Here is a 21959-nt window from a genome sequence, read left to right as displayed (position 1 = left end):
CGCTCAAAGGCGTGGTTGATTTTTTGATCAGTTATATCTTCGTTACTGGTTAAGCGAGCATCAGTAGCGACTCCTCTAAACCTTTTTGCTTAAGCTTAGCGCCAGCACCAAACCACGCTGAATTGAGACGGTTGTCGGTGTTCATGGCACGGCGCTCATGATCCACGTACTCAGTGATACTACATAGCAGACCGTAAGCCGTATCACTAGCGGCATCGAGTGTGGCCCCGCGTCCTTGACCGTTAAACATGCTCATTACTTGATTCATCGCTTTGGCGTTAGGCACTGCATCTTTCTCTTTCTTAGCGCGGTTAAACAGAATCAGATCATTGTCCTGATCGTTAAATACACGGCTGAGATAGTTGGCCGCTTCTGCTTGGGTAACTCGGCGCTCAGACAACTGCTTCATCTCATAGCTGTGCTCTTCCCACTGCTTCACCGATACACCCAATTGCTGCTTGACCTTATCAGCATCAAACGAAGTTGAATGCGGTACTTTCACCATACCACCATTACCGTTAGCCAAGCTGATCGCTAAGGTGTTATTACAGACCACACGGATGGAGGTGAACTGAGCAGTAGTCGCCAGCGTACCGTCACATGCAGTTGCTAGCAGTAAGTAGCCATTACTGACATCTTTCCCCTTAAGCGTTGCTGACTGGCCTGTACGAGCCAATGCCCATAGCTTACGACCTCCTTTTAAGACGCCTGCGGTCTCCAGTTCAAAGTCAGACTGCTCAGTGAGATCACGATAGAACTCTAGAATCTCACGAGGCTGGACTTCTTGATAGCGTTGGCTGACGACTGATAACGGCTCGAAGTTGTCCGAGCGGTACAATACCTTCTGCTCAGCGAAGGGTAGAATCAAATTGTGCCCTTTATGGTTATTAGCCATGTAACTGACGTCTGAGGATTCAATACGCCAGTCCATACCGGCTTGTTTTGCCCAGACCTCGATAGGCTGCTTAGGCGCAAGCTCATTACCCAAGCCATGCCAAGGAGTTTCGCCAACGTATGCCATTGTTTCGATTAAATGTGCCATGATAATTTTCCTTTTTATTGATAATTTATAACTGAATAAGTTATAGGATTGAGTTGAAAGTTAATGAAGTGAGGTGAACACATGGGAGCAGTCGTCACAGCGATACTGTTTATTGACTAGCATCGGTAGCGCCTTATGAGACTGAGTCATCTCTATAAGCGCTGAGACTGTTGTACCTGCAACCACGCCTATAGCAGGATGAACCTTAAGCGACTTGCACAGACTAACGCCAAGGCTGACTAAAACCGCAGGAGACAACAGCTGGTCGATTAGATTGATACTGATACCATCAGTCATCTCATAGACCACAGTTGACTGACAACATGGACAGATGGTTTTCATAAACACTCCTTTTATTTTGGGCATAAAAAAGGTCTGCACGAGGCAGACCTTTATTGATTAAATGTTGATTGGATTAGGCGCTTTACTAACTACTAATGCGCTATCTCATTAAAATAGTATATATCTGAGATTATTTTGCTATGGGTGGTAGTCCCCGACGATTTGTATTGCGGTAAGTACCGTGACCAAAGGTACGCATATTTGGCGTCAAAGCTTTAAGTTGCTGTCCGCTCTTTTCAGGCTTGGTCAAATACGATGCTGTTCTTACAGCATTTTCGACTTCGAGTGAGTTATTGCGATAGATCATACCCATCCCTAAGAGGTTTTGTTGATCATACTTCCATTTGTTTGATGAAGTATTCCAGTTATAGTAGGTTCCAACTCCATCTGTAATATGACGCCATTTTTCACCTACCTCTTTACCTAGATAATAATCATTCTGTCGTTTTGAACCATCATAGATGAGGAGTAAGTGACAGTGAAGACCATCATTCTTATCTCCTTGCTCTAATGCCCAAGCATACCCTTGTAAATGCTCAAAGCATGTCTTTTTATTCCCTATAAGATCTCTCATATGATTCATATGAGCATGAAAGGTTTCTATATCCACGAGATGACTCTCTTCTCTTGTGTACTTTAAATCGACGTAGACAAATAACAATTTTGAATAGTGATTAATCAGTTCTCGAATATAAATTTCGAGTTCCGCTTTATTTGCAATCTCCTGATCGCGCCAAAGGTTATCTTTAACATCGATAGCATTTTCATAGTATGAGAGTCTATCGATAAAAAACTGAGTTTTATCGTGATCCCAAAAGACATCGCAAGGATATGAATCGCCAACGATACTGTTAGTACTGTAGATAAATGCATTAGCTGTTTCTGAATAACCCAATTCCTCATCAAGGGTATTCATGAATGGATGATACAAATCATTGAGTCGGTTTCTTATTTCTTCGAAACCAAGCTTATTGGATAGAGTACCTCTAACTAGTTTATCGACGTTAGAGACAACCTGAGGTTGATTAAGATGTAAATATGACATGATCCTGTTCCTATGTGAGTGTAATGTTCATAGAGTAGGGTCAGTCAGTATTTTTTTATGAAGGATGTTTAGAGTTGCTTATTTAATAATATAAATAACCCACTAAGAAGAAGCTTGTCGAGTGCAGAGTTCTCAGGGTTAATACATACCATAAATTGCGGATTTCGAGTATTTTGAGCAACAAATAAAGGAATGGAGTTAGCCTGTTGAGTTTAGTTCTTAACCTAAAAATAGGTAAGTAGCATCATGTATTCATTGTCTCAATAGAGATATAATCTACTATAAAGTTATAATTAGTACTGTATTCATGGTTTTATATAACAAACTAAGAGTTTTTGGCTTCCTAACCTTTTGAATCTTATAGGTAAATAATTTTGTATCATACAAAGTTATTATTAAAATAACCATGGAATATATTTAGTATTAATATTGGTATATAATCTTATTAATATGCGTATATATATATAAATATCACGCGTGATAGTAATATTTTAAACAAGGAATGAAATTAACAGTGGCCGTTCAAAATTTAGCTTCGAAAAATTCTCCTGAGGTCATCAAGAGAAGATACCTCAATAAGTTGATTGGGTCCCTTTCTAACAGGGAGACAATGTGGCTACGTAACTATCTTGGTGATATTCACGATAGAGAATTTTTAGATTTAAGCTCTGTCAATATTAAAGAAGGTTTAATTCGACAGCTCTCGATGTACGACGACTATAAAGAAATAACAGAAAGTTCTTTATCTGAACTGAGGTATCAGTTAATACCTAACAAAGAGTTTCAATGGCTAATTGATGGTATGCGACCACAGCTGTATATCTATAGTTTGTTATATAATGGTGAGTTTAAGCAAGGAATACAATTTCTCCCGAATGAATATAGCCATGATGTGATGAGCTGTATTTTTAGTATGATTGACTATTCTACATTTGAAGGAACGCCCTTGGCTTTGACTATTCTACATTTGAAGGAACGCCCTTGGCTTTGGATAGTAAGCTTGGACTTCTTAACAGTTTAAAAGAGGACTGGGCGAATTTAAGGAAATACGACAACTATTCTGAATGGCTAGATGAAAAAAATACGAAAAAAATAAGATGGACAGCTGACTATCTCATCAAAAATGGACTAAATCTAGAAAGCTTGTCAACTGTTTCTGATATTGAGGAGTCTAGGGTTCTTATTTTAGCTTCATTAGATAGTATAGATTACTTGCAGAAGACTAGTGAAGGTGAGCTGGGTCTCCCTTCGCATCGTAAGTTGCTTATTATTGACAAAATGAAAAAAGCATGGAATACAAAAAAATATCGTGATGCGGGTAAGACAAAAACTCCCTATCATTTGCCATTGACGAAAGAGACTAAACGTAGACTAGAGAACATGTCGCGAATAAAAAATCGATCAGAGACAGAAATGTTAGATGTTCTAATCAACTCAGAATATAAGTTAAATTTTCTTGATGCGAATGGTAATGAAATACATGAGTGTTTTCTATATAGAGAGCAATGATTTTATATCTTCAGTTTTTAGACCTTTATCTTTTAGAGCCTGTATCAAAGCCTCACTATCCATATCAGATAGCGAGGCTTGTTTATGCTGATTCATAGACATCTCAATCTGCTGTCGAGCAGTCTGAAAGTCTACGACTTCGCCTTTGTCTCTGAGTAAATCTAAAAAATCAGCCCAGACTTGCATGATCTTACGGCGCTCTTCTAAATGCTGCGCGTGGTTATAAACCGCGCGGATGCTGCTTTTTTTGTCATGCGCCATTTGCTTTTCGATAGCATCGCCCATGTAGCCAAGCTCGTTTAGATTGGTTGAGGCAATGTGACGAAAGCCGTGCCCTGTTTGTTTGCCAGCGTAGCCAAGGATGTCTAAAGCATTATTAATGAACTCTTCGCTATAAGGCTGGTGCATACCAGTATGGTAGAACACGTATTCATATTGTCCTGTGATGGGTTTCATCTCTTCCAAAACTGCTAGCATTTGATCTGATAGAGGGACAACATGCTTACGCGCTATCTTAAGGTTATCAATATCGACACGCCATAGACGGTTAGGGAAGTCGATATGCTCCCATTTCATCATTCTAAGCTCGATAGTACGACAGAATGAATAGGCTAAAAACTTCATGCCCAATCGAGTTTGGTCATGACCATGGTAGCCTTCGATATCCTGTAATAGCTTAGGTAACTCACTAAGCTCAACATGCTTCATGTGCTTAGTTTTTGCTTTTGGATATAGCTCTTTCAACCCTTCTGTATGGTTTACCTCGATTAGGCGCTCTCTCTTTGCTCTTCTAAGGATATTGCCAACGAGATCAATAGTGCGTCTGGTTACTTCTCGTGGTGGTGTTCCTTCAATGGTAGTCCTGCTTTCAATCTGATCAGCCATAAATTTGCAATCTTCGAATGTCACGTCTTTCAAGGCTATGCCTTTAAAGCTTGGTAGCACGTCTTTGTGCATGCGATTATAGTCTTGCTGATAGGTGCGATGCTTTACGTTGCGCTTACGCTCCTCTAACCATTCAAGTGCATACTCATTGAACATTTTGGCTTGTTCATTCGCAAGTTTTTCTTGACGCTTTTTATTCTTTGGATTGATTCCACTTGCTACTAAAGCCTTAATATCAGAGTTAGCTACTCGAGCTTCTGCTAAGCCCATCTGCGGGTATGTACCTAAAGTAGTCTTCTGTTGCTTACCATCGAAGCGATAAGCACTTACCCATGTTCGCGTTCCTGAGCTACGTACCAGTAACTGCAAGCCTTGTTGATCGCTATATTTGTCTGGACGACCAGGGGTGCATTTATCGGTTGGCTTAAGCTTACGAATTTTGGCATCACTTAACATGTTGGTCTATTTCCTATACCTACGAGCTATATGTTTAAAGCGTTAAGACGATTATGTTGGTCTAAGGCATGTAAAAATAGATCGAATGTTGGTCTAATTGAGGTTTATATAGATGATAGACCAACGAATAGACCAACACAAGCCACGGGATAGGTGGGTTATGTTCGGATAGATTGGGAAAACAGCAGACATAAAAAAAACGCTAGACGCGTTATTTATAAAGGTTTACAGAGAGATATAGGAGTATTTAGGACAGGATAGGAAAAATAGGTTTTTATAAGATTGGCGGTGAAGGAGGGATTCGAACCCTCGATACGCTATGAACGTATACACACTTTCCAGGCGTGCGGTTTCAGCCACTCACCCACTTCACCGATTTTTGAACGCCTAAGTATAGCGGATATGATTTAAAATGTCACGACTTACGCCTTATCTTTCTTTATTAGTAGACCCCTGCTAGGATAGCGTATACGTAATAGCGAGCATAGACGGTTGAAAGTTGCATGATAAGTTTTGGCAGGTATAAAGACGTTTTTAAAAATAGCATTATAATAACAGTATTTACTGTCACAGTAGGACTATCATCGGCGCAGGCGGATGACTTTACCCAATGTAGCCAGTCTTTTTATGGTGGTATCTACCCTGAATTTATTAATAATAAGCTAAATAATAAGACACAACCCTTATGTATGGATGGTTTTGCTGTCATGTATTCTGGGATATCACGTACACCGTTATGGTCAGCAGAACATCTAACCCGCAAGCGTTTGCAGCAAGCCAAAGACATCGATCGGGAAGATAGCTTTCATGAAGAAAGCCGAGTTCCGAAGTCAGCACGTGCTTCACTGTCAGATTATTCAGGTTCTGGTTACGATCGCGGGCATCTGGCACCCAATGCCGATATGGCCACCCGCAGCCAGCAATACGACAGCTTTAGTTTGGCCAATATAGCGCCGCAGTCGCCACGCAATAACCGCTATATTTGGCGTAATATTGAGTCTGCTACGCGTTACCTAACACAGCAGTATGGTGAAGTTTATACGGTCACAGGTGTCGCATTTACTAATAAGAAAACCAAACAGCTTGCTGGACGAGTGCTGGTGCCCAGTCATTTTTTCAAGGCCGTTTATATTCCAGCGACCAATCAGGCGGGTGTATATTATGCCCCCAACGACGAATCCGAGCGTATAGAAATCATTAGTATTAATGAATTGACAGCTGAGACTGGCATTGATGTTTTACCAGTGCTTGATATTCAAACCAAAACGCAAGCATTAGAGTTGCCATTAAAGGCTGGAGAAAGTACAGATACACCGAGCGATGCGCCAACTGAAGGGCCTGCTTGGATGCTGTTTGTATGGGCAATTCTTGAATGGTTGGTTGCACAGCTGCAAGCATAAATTATAGCCAGCTTGAATAATGTCCATTATTTACCTGTGAATAATATCCAATGTTACTCAGACATGGAGAGTAAAATGATTGAACCATTCGCGAATAATCATCAAAGTATGCAAGTTGGTGAGCTAATCATAGAAAATCAAGAAGACAAAATTATCATTTATGGAGATCTTGATTTATTGCTTGATGAGTCAGGCTACGAGCAAGCAAAGCAGTTGCATGAGTTGACGACTAAGGTATTACAAGCTTTCAAAAATTCTAATCAAAATAATAAAAAAACGCTCTCGTCAAAAGAAAACAGTGACCGACCAGACAAAGATATAGACAATCCTTTCATGTAACTATTTGATATAGTTTTGATTTTATAGAAACAATTATCTATAAAAAACTACTAGGCAAAGTTCGGATTTTGTCTATAATGAGTGCAGAAGGTGTCATTTAAGTTGATTGTAGCGCTTAAGATGTTAATAGAAGGCGGCAGCAAACGACTGATGACATAGGATAAGCACAAAAAACGTTGTTTTTGAATCATCATACGAATGGAGTCGATCTATGAAATTATTTACAAAATCTGTGTTAGCAGTTGCTGGTATTAGCATGGCCACTATGGCAATGGCAGCTGACCCATTAGCCAACACCACTTGGCAAACTTTTGACGATGGCAAGCCGAAAGGTGTGGTCAAAATCACTGAGTCAAACGGTGTCTTAACTGGTAAGCTTATCAGTACCGTATCAGAAAAAGGTAAGAAACACGTCGGTATGACTATCATCTCTGATCTAAAAGCGGATGGCGGCGGTAAGTATAGTGGTGGAACTATCACTGATCCTGAGAAAAACAAAACCTACCGTATGACTGCCAGTTTGGAAGGTAATACGCTTAATTTAAAAGGCTATCTGGGACCATTTTCACGTAGTCAAACTTGGAAAAAGAAATAAGCAATATTGTTATTCATACAACTGTTTGACATCTACTATGTGATTGTATTGAACAAAAAATAATAAAACCCGCATCGCCAATTGGTCATGCGGGTTTATTTTTAATAAATTTTAATATTGCCAAAACAAGCTGACTTTTAGAGTAAAATTAGTTAGTAAATTCAGGGTAAGCTTCCATACCGCATTCTGCAATATCAGCGCCTTCGTACTCGTCTTCTTCAGAGATACGCAAACCAATAGTAGCTCTAATAATCGCCCATACAATGGAGCTAGCAACGAACACCCAGATAAGAATAGTCGCAGCGCCCGCTATCTGCCCCAGCAAGCTAGCAGCAGGATTGGTAATAGGGACGATTAGTAGACCAAACAGGCCAACAATACCATGGACCGAAATGGCCCCGACAGGATCATCAATTTTTATTTTATCTAAAGCAAGAATAGATAATACGACAATTGCCCCTGCAATAAGACCAAAGAGCGTCGCTTGCAGTGCAGATGGGGTAGAAGGTTCTGCAGTAATGGCTACTAGGCCTGCCAATGCACCATTTAAGAGCATGGTCAAATCTGCTTTGCCAAAGATAAGACGTGCTAGTAATAAAGCGCCAATTGCGCCACCTGCTGCAGCAGCGTTGGTATTCAAAAACACCATTGCGACTGCGTTAGCACTAGCGATATCGCCCAGTTTCAATACTGAACCACCGTTAAAGCCAAACCAGCCCATCCACAGTATCAATGTACCAAGGGCTGCTAATGGCAAATTAGCACCAGGAATCGCTCGTATCTCACCATTGGGTCCATATTTGCCTTTACGCGAACCCAAAAATAATACACCAGCTAATGCGGCTGCTGCCCCTGCCATATGAACAATGCCAGAACCTGCAAAGTCAGAAAAGCCCATATCAGTTAAGTTAAATAGTCCAAAGACATCGCTGCCACCCCAAGTCCAACTACCTTCTAGTGGGTAGATAAAGCCCGTCATTACTACTGCAAATAATAAAAAAGCCCAGAGTTTCATGCGCTCAGCGACAGCGCCTGAGACAATCGACATACAAGTGGCTACAAAGACAACTTGGAAGAAAAAGTCAGATGCTGCAGAGTAGACAGAATCACCTTCAAAGCCATTTTCGGCTGAGGCTGTTAAAGCGTCCTTTACTAAAGTTTCATCACCTGCAATACCACTTAAAAACCAGTCGCCACCATACATAATAGCGTAGCCACATATCATGTACATGGTGCAGGCGGTTGCAAAAAGAGTGATATTCTTGGTTAAAATTTCGACAGTATTTTTGGATCGAACCAGTCCGGCCTCTAACATGGTAAAGCCTGCGGCCATCCACATGACCAGTGCGCCACATACCAAAAAATAAAACGTGTCGAGTGCATATTGCAGCTCAAAAATCTGACTTTGCATCTTAATTCCCCCTTGAATTGACAATGCGGTAGATTGGTTTGCTTTTAGACGTACATGATGGAGCAATTATCCTTATAACGTTTACTAAGACTATATTTGCACCAATAGTGTGCAAAACTACTTATTCATGGCTTAACTATAAGTTCTAAATAGCATCTGGACCTGTTTCACTGGTACGAATTCGAATAACTTGTTCGAGTGCTGTCACGAATATCTTGCCATCTCCGATTTTGCCAGTGCTGGCAATACGGGTGATAGCCTCAATAGCTGGCTCAACCATCTCGTCGATAACCGCTACCTCGACCTTTACTTTTGGTAAAAAGTCCACTACGTACTCTGCACCGCGATACAGTTCAGTATGTCCTTTTTGACGACCAAACCCTTTAACCTCGGTGACAGTGACGCCTTTGACGCCAATATCTGACAGTGCTTCACGCACATCATCAAGCTTAAATGGTTTTAAAATCGCAGTGATTAACTTCATAAAAAATTTCCTTATATGAATGATGTCGCAGGCCATTGCATACTTTTAATGCATCATAGCTTTGCCATGCTTGTGATAAGTCATTCAAAAAATGTGCCAGACGTACTCAAGGGGGAGGAACGTTTGGACTTATCTACCTTAAAAATGACCACCACTATAACGGACAAAAGCTTTAAATTCTCATCGTATATGGTGCAATAAAAACGAGATAGTCCTGATAATTACATAGTAATTTTAGGATAAATACAGCAGTATTGCCTGTGACGTTAGGTGCAACAAAAACTTTATTATAACCAACTTTCATACCCTACGGGGAGGGTATCCTGTGATGATTTGCGAAAATCTTACAAAGAGGGGAACTTAGATGTCAAAACAAAATCCGGATACAGGTATCTATCATAACAGCGTAGATAATAAGGCGTTATAGAGGTCAGTGAATGATGGCATACGAAGATAAAAGTAGGGCGGGTTTACAACATAATCGTCTGATAGCCAGACAGTAGATTGGGCTGTAAATAAGAAGCTGCCTACGCTAAGAGCAGTACAGGTAGCTTCGATATTAGTAATAACTTATACGCTGTAATAGCAAAGATAAAGGAATTTAGGCTTTAGGAAAAAGTAAATAAGGCGTCTTAGTAGTGCCCAATAACTTCTCAGTTTCGCTCCCTTTGAGTAGCTCACGTAACCGCGATTGTCCAAAAGCACCAGTCATCAGCAGGCCAATATTATGCTCGCTTTGATAATAGTTCAAAGCAGCACAAACATCGCGGCAGTTCAATAAAGTTTTTTTACAATTGATACCTGCTTGCTTGAGACGTGCATAAGCTTCGCGTAGTGCATCACAGTTTTCAGAGGTATCTTTACCAACCATCACAATATGGATGGTTAAGGCTCTAATCAGCGGTGTTTTACATAACCAATTAAGCATTTTATGTGAAGTGGCGCGATTATCAAATGCAAATAAAGCGGTAGTAGGGGGCGAAAATGGTGCATGAGTCACCAAAATGGGGCAATGACTCAAACGTATCAGCTGACTTAGGGTAGATTTACAGGTAACATGATGACCGATGACTATCAATTGTGATTTTTCATCGACATAATCGATACTATCACCGAGCGTTTCATGACGATGCAGCGTATAGACTTTACGCTTATGCAAATTTTGCTCACAATAAGCCGCTGCTTGATGCAGTAGAAGTTTGCCTTGTGCTTTGAGCTCTGAGTTGCTCAGATGCTCATGACTTGTAAATTGATCAAGTAAATGATTTTCATCGTCGATATTTAAACAGCCTGAATAGTTGATAGCTGCCTTTTGCTGTACGCTTGGTACTGCATGTAGTAGACCGACGGGCGTTTGCATACGCTTTGAGGCCCACATACTAGCATCCAATACAGCTTGTACATGGTCAGGACAATCTAAACAAGCAATAACACTATCTGGTTTTAAGTTACTCATAAGGGCAACCACATCATCTCAAAAAAAAGTACAGTTAAGCGAAACAGAGCAGCACAGCAGCCATAACTGATAGCCACTGTTCAGCAAACTCTGAGAGCAAAACTAGACGTTTGAGCCTATTTGCTAATCTAATAGGCCGATATCGCGGCGATCGTGAATAGAAAAACGATCGATCAACGTGCGACTGGCGTTATTTAAACCAACTACTTTGACATCAATACCCTCGCGTTGCAAGCGCATGACCAACTTATCTAAAGTATCGACCGCACTGATATCCCAAAAATGCGCGTGACTGACATCGATCTCAATATTGTCTACTGCCTCTTTAGTATCGAAGCTTTGCAAAAATTGCGTTGTCGATGCAAAGAAAACTTGTCCTTGGACGTAGTAATAACGAGTATTGCTACCGTCATCATACTCACTAAATATGGTTAAGAATTGTCCAATTTTGTTAGCAAAAGCCAAGGCTGATAGTAGAACCCCAACTCCAACCCCATACGCTAAGTTGTGAGTAAAGACAGTGGTCAAGACGGTCGCTAGCATGACAATATTAAACGACATAGGATGCGTTTTAAATTCTCGAATAGACTGCCAGTTAAATGTACCGATGGATACCATAATCATAACAGCAACGAGAGCCGCCATTGGAATTTGACTGACCCAATCGCTTAAAAAGACCACCATAATCAATAAGACTACACCCGCCATCAATGTCGATAAGCGCGTACGTCCGCCAGATTTTACATTGATCATGGATTGACCAATCATCGCGCACCCTGCCATACCTCCAAAAAAACCTGAAACGACGTTGGCAATACCTTGACCACGGCATTCACGATTTTTATTACTTGGCGTATCGGTCAACTCATCTACAATCGTAGCGGTCATCATCGATTCGAGCAAACCAACAATGGCTAACGCAATAGAGTAAGGAGCAATAATCAGTAACGTGTTTAGATTGAGTGGAATATCAGGTAGCAAAAACACAGGCAACGAATCGGGTAGGTCGCCCATACTGCCTACATTACGAATGTCTAAATTCATATATAATGCGACAGCTGTCAGACCAACGATACACACAAGCGGTGATGGCACAATACGGCCGATCTTGGGAATAAGCGGAAACAGATAGATAATTGCTAGACCAGCTGCCGTCATCATATAGACGGTCAAGCCAACACGTTCAGTCGCTGGATTAAGCTCTGGCAGCTGAGCGGCAAATATCAAAATCGCCAGCGCATTGACAAAGCCGATCACTACTGAGCGAGAGACAAAGCGCATCAGATTACCAAGCTTTAAGATACCCATGATAATTTGGATACCGCCGCATAGCAGTGTTGCTGCAAGCAAGTATTGCAGCCCATGCTCAGCGACTAGATCAACCATAACAAGCGCCATCGCACCTGTCGCAGCTGAGATCATGCCTGGGCGACCGCCAACGAAGCTAATCACTACGGCAATACAAAATGAGGCGTACAAACCAACCTTTGGATCGACGCCTGCAATAATAGAAAAAGCAATGGCTTCTGGAATCAGCGCCAATGCAACAACGATACCAGACAGCATATCGCCGCGCACATTAGAAAACCACTCATCACGTAAGCTATCAAAAAAAGATGTCATAAGTAAACTGCATAGATTTGGAGGCAAAAAAAGTAATCATCCGCTAGTGGTTATATTATCTATCAACAATAACCGTTTATAGATAATATTAGCCGCTAAAGAAGCTACCGCGTCGCTTAACAGACTAAAACTGTCAAACGGTCTTGCACTTTCACTATCTAAAGATTATGAATATCTCACAACATTTGGCTACCGAGTCGTTTGCAGTATTGCCAATAGTAAAATATGATAAAAACCTAAGATAGTACTCAAATGGCTATGATGATGTATCACAGCAGATAGATTGTCAGGTAAGATAGGCAGAATAGCTATGAAAAAGTAACTATAAATAAGCGTCTGCTGCAACCTAGTGACAGTATGATTCGCTACCAAGGTCTAATAGCCTTGCGATAAATGCCATAATATAGGTCATAACACATTCAATCGACATACAAAACTAAATTATCAGTTAAGGCCTCAGTAACTTAATATAAAAACATGCGCATAATAGCACAAAGTAATGAAAAAGCAGTACCGAAACATGCACGATACCGTTATCATGCTTACCATTATAATAGTTAAAAATATCATATCGTCTATCTAGCCGATGTCTTATCGATAACCACCCATATTTGATAGCCAGACCATAGTCTCAGAAAAGGAAAGATATATGACGACCCTCGCTGCAACAAAAACTCTAATCCATAAAGGCAGTGGCCTACAAGTGGTGGTCGGATTGGGTCAATCAGGGCTATCGGCAGCGCGTTATTTGACTGAACAAGGCTATCAGGTAGCAGTCACAGATGGTCAATCAGCACCAGTATTAGCAGATAAGCTTCCTGCTGCTATCGAAATTCGTCAGTTTGGTGCTATTGATGCAGAGTTATTGCAACAAGCCGCACGTATTATTATTAGTCCTGGTATTTCTCTTGACACTCAAGCGATCGCAGCAGCGCGGCAAGCCAATATTCCGATAATAAGCGATATTCAGTTGTTTTGTGAGGCTTGTGATGTTCCCATCATCGCGATTACGGGCTCTAATGCCAAAAGCACCGTGACGACACTGGTTGGTGAAATGGCTGCGGATGCTGGAATCAATGTCGGTGTCGGCGGTAATATTGGCGTTCCAGCTTTAAATCTTTTATCTAATAGCGATATGGCTTTAGCCGTACTTGAGCTGTCTAGCTTTCAATTAGAAACAGTGACCAATCTGGGCGCTCAAGTAGCAACAGTGCTCAATATGTCTCCTGATCATTTAGATCGCCATGGCGATATGCTTGGTTATCATCAGGCCAAGCACCGTATTTTTCAAGGTGCCAAATCGGTAGTAATCAACCGTGAGGATGCACTTACTCGGCCATTGGTCGCTGATGATTTACCGCGTTTAAGTATTGGTATTCATGCGCCAGATAGAGGTCAGTATGGTTTGATAACTGATGTCGATGGACAGATTTATTTAGCTCGTGGTACAGAGCGGCTACTATCAGCAGACAAGCTGATTATTAAAGGTCGCCACAATTTACTTAATGCTCAAGCGGCTCTGGCACTAGGCGAGCTTGCAGGTCTACCTATCGATAGTATGCTTGCAACCTTACAACGCTTTACAGGGCTTGATCATCGTTGTCAGTATGTCGAAACTGTAGCAGGGATTGATTATTTCAATGATTCTAAAGGTACCAATATTGGCTCGACCATTGCTGCTATTGAGGGTTTAGGTGCAGTGTATGCGGCCAAAGACGGTAAACTACTTCTAATCTTAGGGGGTCAAGGCAAAGGCCAACAGTTCGGTGAGCTGGCACCTTTTATTAATCAATATGTCAGTCAGGTTTTATTGATTGGGGAAGATAGCCAGCAGATTGAGCAGCATTTACGTGCAGCCAAGCTAAATGATGATGTGCTACTCAAGCAGTGTCAGACGTTAGAAAATGCTTTTGCTACTATTCAGCAAGTGACTAGTAGCAGCTTGTCGCAAGTACAAGCAGTGTTATTATCACCTGCATGTGCAAGCTTTGATCAGTTCAGTGGTTATGCTGCTCGCGGCGATTACTTTCGTGAGTTAGTAACGCAATTGGTTACAGATACTGATGCTGTCAATACGCTCAGTTAATTCATCTATTTAGATGATAAATGATTGTTTTGCTTATAAATTACTGCTACTGTCAAACACAGTTAGCCAGTTCTGGTTTATGAAGAACCTCTTTTTAGTAGTCGCCAACTAACGTCTACTAAAAGCGATGGTACGTTTACTAGTTGTGATAGCTATTAAGTCTGTTTTCTATTTGATTTGGTTTAAACGGTGGCGTCGGATAGATGTCGTGTTTTTTTGTTTGTTAATATACTTGAATATTATGGCGCTCTCTTTTTTTTCTCGTTCTTCTCAAAAGTCTCAGCCAACTTCTGGCGCAGATGGTGTTCTCTCTTTACCTTCAGCACGCGCAATTTTGATATCTAGCGTTGGTTGTATGATGGTACTTAGCTTACTTATGGTGGCTTCAGCCTCTATTCCTTTTGCACTAAGTCGCGGCATGAGCGAGCTGTATTTTTTTGAACATCAGCTGCTATACATGGGCATCGGGCTAATCGCTGCAGCGATACCGTATTACTTTGTACCACTAAAAACCCTCTACCAGACTGAGACACAGTTTATATTGCTAGGTGTCACTGGTGCGCTTTTGATAGCGACGCTATTTGGTACGCCTATTAATGGTTCAAAACGCTGGCTAAACTTGGGCGTGATTAACTTTCAGGTCGCAGAACTAGCGAAGCTTGTGGTCATTGTCTTCGTTGCTGACTTTGTAGTGCGACGCTCGTTTGAAGTCCGTAACGGTTGGGATGGGTTTTTACGCATCTCTTTAGTGATCGGTCTGCTGACTTTTTTATTATTATTGCAGCCTGATTTTGGCTCATTGGTGGTCATCGTCGGCACAGTGTTTGCTATATTTTATATCGCTGGGGCACCTTATAAGCAATTTGTCGCGCTAGGGGCGGTCGTAGGTGTGCTTGGCGTACTGGCAGTCACTATGGTTCAGTATCGTCTGACAAGGGTGTTATCGTTTTTAGATCCCTTTGATGATATTCAAGATACTGACTATCAATTGGCACGCAGCTTGATTGCATTTGGTCGTGGACAGTTTACAGGTGTAGGTTATGGTGAAAGCGTCCAAAAACTATCACATTTACCTGAGGCACATACAGATTTTTTGTTGGCCATTACTGGTGAAGAGCTAGGCTTCGTTGGCGTGACGATGATTTTGATATTAGAAGCACTTATCATCGGTAGTGCTATGCGTATTAGTTATAATGCGCTAAAACGTCGGCAAATGCGTATGAGCTATACCGCTTTTGGTATCGGCATTATTTTTATTGCACAAACGATTATTAATGCTGCTATGAATATGGGAGCGATGCCGACTAAAGGATTAACGATGCCGTTCTTTAGTTATGGTGGGTCATCAATGCTGATTAGTTTGGTGATGGTGGCGCTGCTACTCAAGATTTATAACGAGAGTCCTGAGATAGAAAAAAGCCAGTGCCGTTATTTCTAAAGAAAGTGCTAGGACAGACAAACAGAATGACGTATATTCGTTAATATTAGTCATTAATCTATGTCAGTTATTACCCTAAAGATAATAAAAGCGTCGCCGTTGGGTGGCGCTTTTTGCTCTGAAGTGATTAGTTAAGGAGCGATGATATTTAGTGCATTCTTACCTTGCAAGGGCGTGTTGTCCCATTGTGTAATGGCTTGCTCGAGCATGCGAGCTGGAGTATCCATATCGACAGCAGGCTGCTTTAATAACTGTAAAGCCATCGCAATCAGCTGACTGGGCTTACGAGTATCTATAGGTTGGGCAAGGTTTTGTTTAGAGAGCTTTTGTCCATCAGGATTGCATATTAGTGGCAAATGATACCACTGATCTATAGCTGGTAAACGTGCAGCTTGCATGATGCTGATTTGTGCAGTCGTCATAGGTAAGATATCTAAACCGCGCATGATGTGAGTGACTCCTTGTAGCCCATCATCAAGGCTTGCTGCCAAAATATAATTAATCATGCCATCTTGGCGACGAACGACCATATCGCCCAAGGTTTGCTGCGGATTATCCCATTGTAATCCTTGAATACCATCTTGAAAACCTATGAGATAATCTGGTAGCTGCAGGCGTAGTTTATAACGGTCTTTATCAAGATGTGCCTCTATACAGCAGCGTGGGTAGCGCTGTCTATTAAGAAGTTTTTGAGTGGCGTTTTGCAAGTTTGCGCTTTCTATTATGGCTTTTTGCTCCCAATAACGTTCAAGGCTTTTACGTGAGCATAGGCAACCGTAAGTTAGAGGGGCCAGTATGGAAGATAGATATTCATTATAAATATCAATGCGCTCGGACTGATAAACGACATCGCCATCCCAATGCAAGTTTAAGGTCTCTAAGTCTATCAGTATTTGCTCACTAAATTGTCGGTCACAGCGCTCAGTATCGGTATCTTCAATACGTAGAAGCCAGTCGCCGCCTAGTGATTTGATATGACAGTAACTTGCCAGCGCCGTGGTCAAGGAACCAAGATGCAGCTCGCCGGTGGGTGAAGGAGCAAAACGCCCAATAGGATACGCCGACAGTGACGTCAGTTTAGACGTTGGTTTAAATAGTGTCATTGTAGGGGTATCAGTAGTATGAATGCGTGTCAAAATAAGCCGCTATAATAATAAAAGAATAAGAATAGCGTAAAAGAGCGTTAGGGGAAAAGATATTTATTAAATTAAGAAGTTTTGTTAACTGATTTTAGGCTTTAGGGTAGGCCGTAAAATGCAACAAGCGACCAATTGGATGGTCGCTTGTTGCATTGAATACTATTGGACTAATTAATTGAATTGATCAACGAGATCAGTCCTATATAGTAGGAATAGTATGTTATGTATGACCTTGGTTTTGACGCTCTTTCATCTCAGACAACGTTTTGCAGTCAATACATTGCGTTGCTGTTGGTCGAGCTTCTAAACGACGTAAACCAATCTCTACTCCGCAAGTTTCACAAAAACCATAATCATCGTTTTCAATCTCTGACATAGATTTGTCAATTTTGCGAATCAATTTGCGTTCACGGTCGCGCGTGCGTAATGCTAGTGCAAACTCTTCTTCTTGAGTGGCCCGATCATTAATATCTGGCATGGCACTAGACTCATCTTGAATATAAGTCTTTGTACGGTCAGCTTCGCCGATTAGTTGATTTTTCCAGTCCAATAAAATGGCTTTAAAATGCTCTAACTGCGCATCAGACATATACTCTTCGTCTTTGGCAGGCTCGTAAGGGGTGAATTTGACATCACTCGGATTATTAGTCAGGGTGCTCATATGGGTATCCTACTTTTTCAAATTAATTCAATGAAACGACGTTTTAAAGGATAAAACTTGGATAAGTGTCAACACAGATTATTACTTATCTTTTATAGACCGTTTTATCACAGGGTAACGCAAGTAACACAGCTGCTTTAAAGGTACGCTCATATCGACATAACAATAATGATGGACATTATTCATAAATAAGTACGCATCTTGTCGTTGCTATAATGAACATTATCATCTAGGTATAAATAATAATGTTCATGAGTACACGGCTGATTGTGAACACTTAACTGGTTGTCGTCTCAGCTATCCTAGCCACTATAATTTGCCTAACACTTAATGCTAGGCGCTCCTATTCCATCTTATTTTTAATATCCATCTAACTAAAGTCTATTTAGCTTGTATCATTATTTGCAGTATCGTCTATTCTATTATCATTGCCTAGTATTATTTAATAAAATATCTTACACACTATACATACTAAAATCCTAAGCTTTATAAATGATGAAAATCAATAGATAACAAAGCTATATAAACAGTGTTATTCATCGAAGCAATAAAACTGGCCGCTAAGTATCTAATCTTTTGACCCAGCTTGCAACCTGCCCAGTGTTGGCTAATTGCAACCAACGGTAACCAGGTAATGCACTTGTATCATAAGCGAAGTCATCTTCGTAAGGCTTAAACTGATAGCAGGTTGATGGAGTGGTATATACGGTAACCCCATTTTGATAGCGAACTTGGTCTTGATGCGTATGACCGCTAATAATCACGCGCAAATGTGGAAATGCCGCCATACGTTGCCAACAAGTAGATACATTATCTGCAATGTGAGCATCTATCCACTCTGAGTGCATGAGCATCACATGATGATGTAAGGCAATAAGCGCAGGTTTGTCGCAGGCACTCAAACGCGCGCATAACCAGTCAATATCTGTATTGGTCACTTCACCTGCGACCTTACCAGGAATTGCAGAATTTAGTAGCAATAGTTGCCAGTAGTCTGTATGTATTACGTGGCGACTGAGTAGACGTTCGTCTGCAGGCTGAGGGATGAGCTGGCGCTGAGAATATGGTAGTTTGCCACCAAGCTCATCTGTTACATCATGATTGCCAGCAATACAAGCGAAAGGGATGCCGGTATCATGCAGTACCTTAAAAATATGATCATAAATAGCAGGCTTGACCACATTAACCAAATCGCCTGTGACTAAAATCAAATCACAGCGAATATCTTCGCTCAATGCTTGTGCTAATACTGCCTCAAAACTATATGTACAACAGTATTCAGAGGTTGGTTGTTTATAAGCTACCTTTTGTACTGCTTGTACGGTAGATAAATGCATATCTGTAATCTGTAATACATTTACCTGACCATCTGGGCTGCTGATTTCACGAGCAGGATAACTTGGCATAAGGTCGATCCCTTACTACATCAAGACAATTAAAGCCTAAGAAAACCACTATAAAAAATAATAGTGCAAACTTATAGCACAAAAGTTATGTAATCTCTAGCACTAAATGCCAAACAAGGTTTATAAATTACTTATTGATAATGCTAAAGTATTCCATTGGTTAAAACGACTTTAAGCATTAAAAATACCTAGTAAAGCTAAACACGTATCTTGGTCACTGTTTTGGTTATTAAAAGGGCGCTAAAAAATAAGACCGCTAATACTAAAACTATAGCAAGTCCAGTCTGTATATCAAGCCAAATACTACCCCAAATGCCTAGCGTTACGCCTACTTGCGCTATTATGAGTGAAAAGACGACCATCTGTTTAGGAGCTGTTGACCACAAACGTGCCGTTAATGCGGGCAATACTAGTAGGCCACTGATTAATAAGCTGCCAACGGCTTGCAAAGCAATGGCACAAAAACCTGCCAACACACCCATAAAAAACAGGCGTTGTCTTGTCGGATTAACCCTTTGAATGCGGGCAAGAGCCTCGTGAGTAGCAAGTTTTATTTGAGCGGGCCATATATAGGCCAAAAACACTAACCCTACTAGCACACTACCAGCGAGCAATGGCAAGTCAGCCCAATCAAGCTCAAGTAAATTGCCAAATAAAAACCCTAAAACATTTGCTTGCTGATCAGTGAGCTGAGTTAAGGTCAATAGCCCCAGACATAATAAAGACACTGCCACCACTGCCAGTACTGCGTCAGTAGGTAGGCGCTCATCTTCAATTAATAACAGGGCTAACACTACTAGAACGCTGACGATGGCAATACCAATACCCATTGGCAACTGCCACCAAACTGCAATCGCGACTCCTAATAGTGTCCCATGAGACAAGGCATCGGCAAAAAACGCCATCCGTCGCCATAATACTAAGCAGCCAAGTGGGGCTGATAGTAGACCTAATATACTGCCGGCAATCCAGGCAGGGGCAATGATAGCTAACCAAGCGGTCATAAAAGCTGTCTTCCGTTAAAATAAAAGAACATTGCTTAATACTAAGGTGTGTCCTCATTTAGATGACTATCGATTAAATTGAGAACATGCCCTAAGCACAGAACGTTTCGTAATAGGGATTAAAAGGTTATATAAAGAAAAGTACGTCAGTAGATTTGTAGAGCCAAAAAAGGTCGCTCACAATAGTACTTATAATAACTCGCTTGGTGCCTGATGCTCACAAGCATGGGGCTTATGCACATAAGGCTGCTCATAATGATGACCAAATAATTTTTGAAATTCAGCGGTGATGGCAAGCTCGCTCGGTTGACCTTCGCAGCAAATATGCTTATTTAAGCAAATAACCCGCCGGCTGCCTTTCATGACCCAATGTAAATCATGTGACACCACCAACATCGCACAACGCAAAAAATCTGGCAGCTCATCGATAAATTGATAGAGCCAAACCTCAGTATCAGGATCAAGCCCTTGCATTGGCTCATCTAAAATCAATAAATTGGGCTTATCTAGTAAGGCCCGTGCCAGTAGTACGCGCTGCGTTTCACCGCCAGAAAGATGTAGCATTTGCCGTGATAACAGATGATTTAAGGATAAATTATCAAAAATAAACTGGCGTTGTTCTGATGTTAAACGACGTCTGTCTGCCTGAGTCAAAAGGTCTTTTACTCGTAATGGTAAGATAGGCGGCACCGTAAAACGCTGCGGCACATAACCAAGTTGCAATGGTTGATGATTAATAATCTTACCTGCTGTGGGCGTGATGAGACCTAAGATAAGTTTGACCAACGTCGACTTGCCTGCACCGTTTGGACCGATCAGACTGACAGTTTCATTGACAGCAATATCGATATTGATGTCTTTGACCAAACGCTGTTGACCAATATGGTAATTGATACCATTCAAGCTAAGTAACGGTAACCCATAAGAGATGTTTTTATTATTGGACGATTGCTCTAAAAGGCTCATAAGATAACAGCCGAAAATTAAATAGACGTAAGAAGAAGGGGTAGATAGAACATAGATATTTTATTGGCAACTTTGACAGCGTCCGCTAATCTCAATGACGCTACGAGAAACCATAAAACCGGCATCTTGCTCTGCAAAGCTCATCATTTCTTGTACTGGCAGGCTACTACACTCTTGTACACGCTGACACACTTCACAGATTAAAAACGCAGCAGTATGTTCATCACGTGGATGGCAACAAGGGACATAAGCATTGATCGAAGTCAATTGGTGAATCAATCCCTCACCCAACAAAAACTCTAAGCTGCGATAGACAGTTGGCGGGGCTACGTTTTTTCGAGCTGGTGCTTTTGCATTGTCAGCCCTCGTAGTCGTCCGCATTTGTTGCAGCTCTGTGATCAAGTCATACGCACCTATTGGCTTATTGGCTTGCAATATTAGTGCATATATCTGCTGACGCAGCGGGGTAAAGCGTACACCGCGCAACCGACATTGAGCTTTGGCGGTCTCTAAACGCTCAGTCACATCATATGACGTAAAGTGTTGAACATCATGTAAATGTTCGCAAACAGAAGAAGCAGAAGACATTGTATAGACTCCAAAAAACGATGATATAACGCCCAGCAGTATAAGCCAAAATATTTAAAAACTGTCAACAAGAAATTTTATTAG

At 41.2% G+C, this 21959-nt stretch carries 21 protein-coding genes and 1 tRNA gene; 7 read left to right on the top strand and 15 right to left on the bottom strand.

Annotated elements, in window-relative coordinates; genetic code table 11:
* Nucleotides 1-49 precede the first annotated feature (49 nt).
* The 3 genes from PENNN9_RS10540 to PENNN9_RS10530 all read right to left on the bottom strand — a co-directional run bounded on the left by PENNN9_RS10540 (nt 50) and on the right by PENNN9_RS10530 (nt 2429).
* Entirely contained in the window at nt 50-1042 is a 993-nt protein-coding gene (locus tag PENNN9_RS10540) for a DUF932 domain-containing protein (protein ID WP_058369643.1), read from the bottom strand.
* Between the two features lie 60 nt (nt 1043-1102).
* Entirely contained in the window at nt 1103-1384 is a 282-nt protein-coding gene (locus PENNN9_RS10535) for a hypothetical protein (RefSeq protein WP_058369642.1), read from the bottom strand.
* 130 nt (nt 1385-1514) lie between these two features.
* Complete coding sequence (locus PENNN9_RS10530; protein WP_058369641.1) at nt 1515-2429, bottom strand: inovirus-type Gp2 protein; 915 nt, start codon at nt 2427-2429, stop codon at nt 1515-1517.
* A 514-nt stretch (nt 2430-2943) separates the two neighbouring features.
* Between PENNN9_RS10530 and PENNN9_RS10525 the strand changes: the two genes are divergently transcribed.
* Together PENNN9_RS10525 and PENNN9_RS10520 are read left to right on the top strand one after the other, a co-directional pair.
* A complete protein-coding gene (locus PENNN9_RS10525) occupies nt 2944-3450 on the top strand; it encodes a hypothetical protein (RefSeq protein WP_058369640.1) in 507 nt (168 codons plus the stop codon).
* The gene (locus PENNN9_RS10520) at nt 3411-3938 is read left to right on the top strand and encodes a hypothetical protein (protein WP_058369639.1); all 528 of its coding nucleotides are present in this window, start codon (nt 3411-3413) and stop codon (nt 3936-3938) included. The genes PENNN9_RS10525 and PENNN9_RS10520 overlap by 40 nt, the downstream gene beginning before the upstream one ends.
* Here PENNN9_RS10520 and PENNN9_RS10515 read toward each other — a convergent pair.
* Both PENNN9_RS10515 and PENNN9_RS10510 read right to left on the bottom strand, forming a co-directional pair.
* Nucleotides 3921-5279: a tyrosine-type recombinase/integrase gene (locus PENNN9_RS10515; protein ID WP_058369638.1), complete on the bottom strand. Its 1359-nt coding sequence runs from the start codon at nt 5277-5279 to the stop codon at nt 3921-3923. The genes PENNN9_RS10520 and PENNN9_RS10515 overlap by 18 nt on opposite strands.
* A gap of 283 nt (nt 5280-5562) precedes the next feature.
* Nucleotides 5563-5653: transfer RNA gene (locus PENNN9_RS10510), tRNA-Ser, on the bottom strand.
* A 129-nt stretch (nt 5654-5782) separates the two neighbouring features.
* Here PENNN9_RS10510 and PENNN9_RS10505 point away from each other — a divergent pair.
* The 3 genes from PENNN9_RS10505 (at nt 5783) to PENNN9_RS10495 (ending at nt 7613) form a co-directional block, all read left to right on the top strand.
* A complete protein-coding gene (locus tag PENNN9_RS10505) occupies nt 5783-6679 on the top strand; it encodes a DNA/RNA non-specific endonuclease (protein WP_058369637.1) in 897 nt (298 codons plus the stop codon).
* 75 nt (nt 6680-6754) lie between these two features.
* On the top strand, nt 6755-7018 hold the full coding sequence (locus tag PENNN9_RS10500; RefSeq protein WP_058369636.1) for a hypothetical protein: 264 nt from the start codon (nt 6755-6757) through the stop codon (nt 7016-7018).
* Between the two features lie 211 nt (nt 7019-7229).
* Nucleotides 7230-7613 (top strand): DUF2147 domain-containing protein, encoded by a 384-nt coding sequence (locus tag PENNN9_RS10495; RefSeq protein WP_058369635.1) that lies wholly within the window; start codon nt 7230-7232, stop codon nt 7611-7613.
* 148 nt (nt 7614-7761) lie between these two features.
* Here the strand turns inward: PENNN9_RS10495 and PENNN9_RS10490 are convergent, their stop codons facing one another.
* The 4 genes from PENNN9_RS10490 to PENNN9_RS10475 form a co-directional block, all read right to left on the bottom strand.
* On the bottom strand, nt 7762-9024 hold the full coding sequence (locus PENNN9_RS10490) for an ammonium transporter (protein WP_058369634.1): 1263 nt from the start codon (nt 9022-9024) through the stop codon (nt 7762-7764).
* A gap of 145 nt (nt 9025-9169) precedes the next feature.
* Nucleotides 9170-9508 carry a P-II family nitrogen regulator gene (locus PENNN9_RS10485; protein ID WP_058369633.1) on the bottom strand — a complete coding sequence of 113 codons (339 nt, stop codon included), beginning with the start codon at nt 9506-9508 and terminating at the stop codon, nt 9170-9172.
* A 601-nt stretch (nt 9509-10109) separates the two neighbouring features.
* On the bottom strand, nt 10110-10964 hold the full coding sequence (locus PENNN9_RS10480) for a universal stress protein (protein ID WP_058369632.1): 855 nt from the start codon (nt 10962-10964) through the stop codon (nt 10110-10112).
* A 123-nt stretch (nt 10965-11087) separates the two neighbouring features.
* Nucleotides 11088-12587 carry a SulP family inorganic anion transporter gene (locus tag PENNN9_RS10475; protein ID WP_058369631.1) on the bottom strand — a complete coding sequence of 500 codons (1500 nt, stop codon included), beginning with the start codon at nt 12585-12587 and terminating at the stop codon, nt 11088-11090.
* Nucleotides 12588-13236: 649 nt separating this feature from the next.
* Between PENNN9_RS10475 and murD the strand changes: the two genes are divergently transcribed.
* Together murD and ftsW are read left to right on the top strand one after the other, a co-directional pair.
* Entirely contained in the window at nt 13237-14673 is a 1437-nt protein-coding gene (gene murD / locus PENNN9_RS10470) for a UDP-N-acetylmuramoyl-L-alanine--D-glutamate ligase (protein ID WP_058369630.1), read from the top strand.
* Between the two features lie 241 nt (nt 14674-14914).
* Nucleotides 14915-16111 carry a putative lipid II flippase FtsW gene (ftsW, locus tag PENNN9_RS10465; protein WP_058369629.1) on the top strand — a complete coding sequence of 399 codons (1197 nt, stop codon included), beginning with the start codon at nt 14915-14917 and terminating at the stop codon, nt 16109-16111.
* Between the two features lie 131 nt (nt 16112-16242).
* Here ftsW and gluQRS read toward each other — a convergent pair whose 3' ends face one another.
* The 6 genes from gluQRS to PENNN9_RS10435 all read right to left on the bottom strand — a co-directional run bounded on the left by gluQRS (nt 16243) and on the right by PENNN9_RS10435 (nt 21875).
* Nucleotides 16243-17214, bottom strand: a complete 972-nt coding sequence (gene gluQRS / locus PENNN9_RS10460; protein WP_178379377.1) for a tRNA glutamyl-Q(34) synthetase GluQRS — start codon at nt 17212-17214, stop codon at nt 16243-16245.
* 256 nt (nt 17215-17470) lie between these two features.
* Entirely contained in the window at nt 17471-17911 is a 441-nt protein-coding gene (dksA, locus tag PENNN9_RS10455) for an RNA polymerase-binding protein DksA (RefSeq protein ID WP_058369628.1), read from the bottom strand.
* Between the two features lie 560 nt (nt 17912-18471).
* Nucleotides 18472-19317, bottom strand: a complete 846-nt coding sequence (locus tag PENNN9_RS10450; RefSeq protein ID WP_058369627.1) for a metallophosphoesterase — start codon at nt 19315-19317, stop codon at nt 18472-18474.
* 197 nt (nt 19318-19514) lie between these two features.
* On the bottom strand, nt 19515-20321 hold the full coding sequence (locus PENNN9_RS10445) for a metal ABC transporter permease (protein WP_058369626.1): 807 nt from the start codon (nt 20319-20321) through the stop codon (nt 19515-19517).
* Nucleotides 20322-20510: 189 nt separating this feature from the next.
* Nucleotides 20511-21287, bottom strand: a complete 777-nt coding sequence (locus PENNN9_RS10440; RefSeq protein ID WP_058369625.1) for a metal ABC transporter ATP-binding protein — start codon at nt 21285-21287, stop codon at nt 20511-20513.
* 60 nt (nt 21288-21347) lie between these two features.
* Nucleotides 21348-21875 carry a transcriptional repressor gene (locus tag PENNN9_RS10435; RefSeq protein ID WP_058369624.1) on the bottom strand — a complete coding sequence of 176 codons (528 nt, stop codon included), beginning with the start codon at nt 21873-21875 and terminating at the stop codon, nt 21348-21350.
* Nucleotides 21876-21959: the final 84 nt, after the last annotated feature.

It is taken from the genome of Psychrobacter sp. ENNN9_III (genome assembly GCF_001462175.1).
Classification (GTDB): Bacteria; Pseudomonadota; Gammaproteobacteria; order Pseudomonadales; family Moraxellaceae; genus Psychrobacter.
The sequence above is the reverse complement of the archived record's forward strand: the minus strand, read 5'-3'. Positions and strand labels throughout refer to the sequence as shown.

Coding starts and splice junctions, on each gene's coding strand:
- PENNN9_RS10540 (WP_058369643.1), bottom strand. CDS start 1,042: ATGGCACATTTAATCGAAACAATGGCATACGTTGGCGAAACTCCTTGG.
- PENNN9_RS10535 (WP_058369642.1), bottom strand. CDS start 1,384: ATGAAAACCATCTGTCCATGTTGTCAGTCAACTGTGGTCTATGAGATG.
- PENNN9_RS10530 (WP_058369641.1), bottom strand. CDS start 2,429: ATGTCATATTTACATCTTAATCAACCTCAGGTTGTCTCTAACGTCGAT.
- PENNN9_RS10515 (WP_058369638.1), bottom strand. CDS start 5,279: ATGTTAAGTGATGCCAAAATTCGTAAGCTTAAGCCAACCGATAAATGC.
- PENNN9_RS10505 (WP_058369637.1), top strand. CDS start 5,783: ATGATAAGTTTTGGCAGGTATAAAGACGTTTTTAAAAATAGCATTATA.
- PENNN9_RS10500 (WP_058369636.1), top strand. CDS start 6,755: ATGATTGAACCATTCGCGAATAATCATCAAAGTATGCAAGTTGGTGAG.
- PENNN9_RS10495 (WP_058369635.1), top strand. CDS start 7,230: ATGAAATTATTTACAAAATCTGTGTTAGCAGTTGCTGGTATTAGCATG.
- PENNN9_RS10490 (WP_058369634.1), bottom strand. CDS start 9,024: ATGCAAAGTCAGATTTTTGAGCTGCAATATGCACTCGACACGTTTTAT.
- PENNN9_RS10485 (WP_058369633.1), bottom strand. CDS start 9,508: ATGAAGTTAATCACTGCGATTTTAAAACCATTTAAGCTTGATGATGTG.
- PENNN9_RS10480 (WP_058369632.1), bottom strand. CDS start 10,964: ATGAGTAACTTAAAACCAGATAGTGTTATTGCTTGTTTAGATTGTCCT.
- PENNN9_RS10475 (WP_058369631.1), bottom strand. CDS start 12,587: ATGACATCTTTTTTTGATAGCTTACGTGATGAGTGGTTTTCTAATGTG.
- murD (WP_058369630.1), top strand. CDS start 13,237: ATGACGACCCTCGCTGCAACAAAAACTCTAATCCATAAAGGCAGTGGC.
- ftsW (WP_058369629.1), top strand. CDS start 14,915: ATGGCGCTCTCTTTTTTTTCTCGTTCTTCTCAAAAGTCTCAGCCAACT.
- gluQRS (WP_178379377.1), bottom strand. CDS start 17,214: ATGACACTATTTAAACCAACGTCTAAACTGACGTCACTGTCGGCGTAT.
- dksA (WP_058369628.1), bottom strand. CDS start 17,911: ATGAGCACCCTGACTAATAATCCGAGTGATGTCAAATTCACCCCTTAC.
- PENNN9_RS10450 (WP_058369627.1), bottom strand. CDS start 19,317: ATGCCAAGTTATCCTGCTCGTGAAATCAGCAGCCCAGATGGTCAGGTA.
- PENNN9_RS10445 (WP_058369626.1), bottom strand. CDS start 20,321: ATGACCGCTTGGTTAGCTATCATTGCCCCTGCCTGGATTGCCGGCAGT.
- PENNN9_RS10440 (WP_058369625.1), bottom strand. CDS start 21,287: ATGAGCCTTTTAGAGCAATCGTCCAATAATAAAAACATCTCTTATGGG.
- PENNN9_RS10435 (WP_058369624.1), bottom strand. CDS start 21,875: ATGTCTTCTGCTTCTTCTGTTTGCGAACATTTACATGATGTTCAACAC.